Consider the following 244-nt stretch of genomic DNA (forward strand, 5'->3'; position numbering starts at 1 on the left):
GAGATTTCCGCGTCCAGAACGACCGGAATTTCCGGCACAGGCGCTGCCGAATGACTGACCCACCAAAGGCGCTTTTCCAGCCGGTCAAAAGCGAAAAAATCATCACACAGCATGGCAATGAGTTCGGATGGGGGCGTCATTCTGGTGAAGCAGGCTGATGACATTCTGGGGCTCAGCCGCCGCTTTGCTGCCTGTTTTCGCGATAAGCGGCATCCCGGCTTTGTGGAATACCGGGTTGAAGACC

1 protein-coding gene is annotated in these 244 nt (G+C 56.1%); it reads left to right on the forward strand.

Annotated features, from left to right (window positions below):
* Positions 1 to 54 precede the first annotated feature (54 nt).
* The coding region (locus tag KUA11_RS17340; protein ID WP_302480908.1) for a transposase at positions 55 to 244 on the forward strand (190 nt) is incomplete at its 3' end.

The sequence above is a fragment of the Acetobacter estunensis genome, assembly GCF_019083805.1.
Classification (GTDB): Bacteria; Pseudomonadota; Alphaproteobacteria; order Acetobacterales; family Acetobacteraceae; genus Acetobacter; species Acetobacter estunensis_A.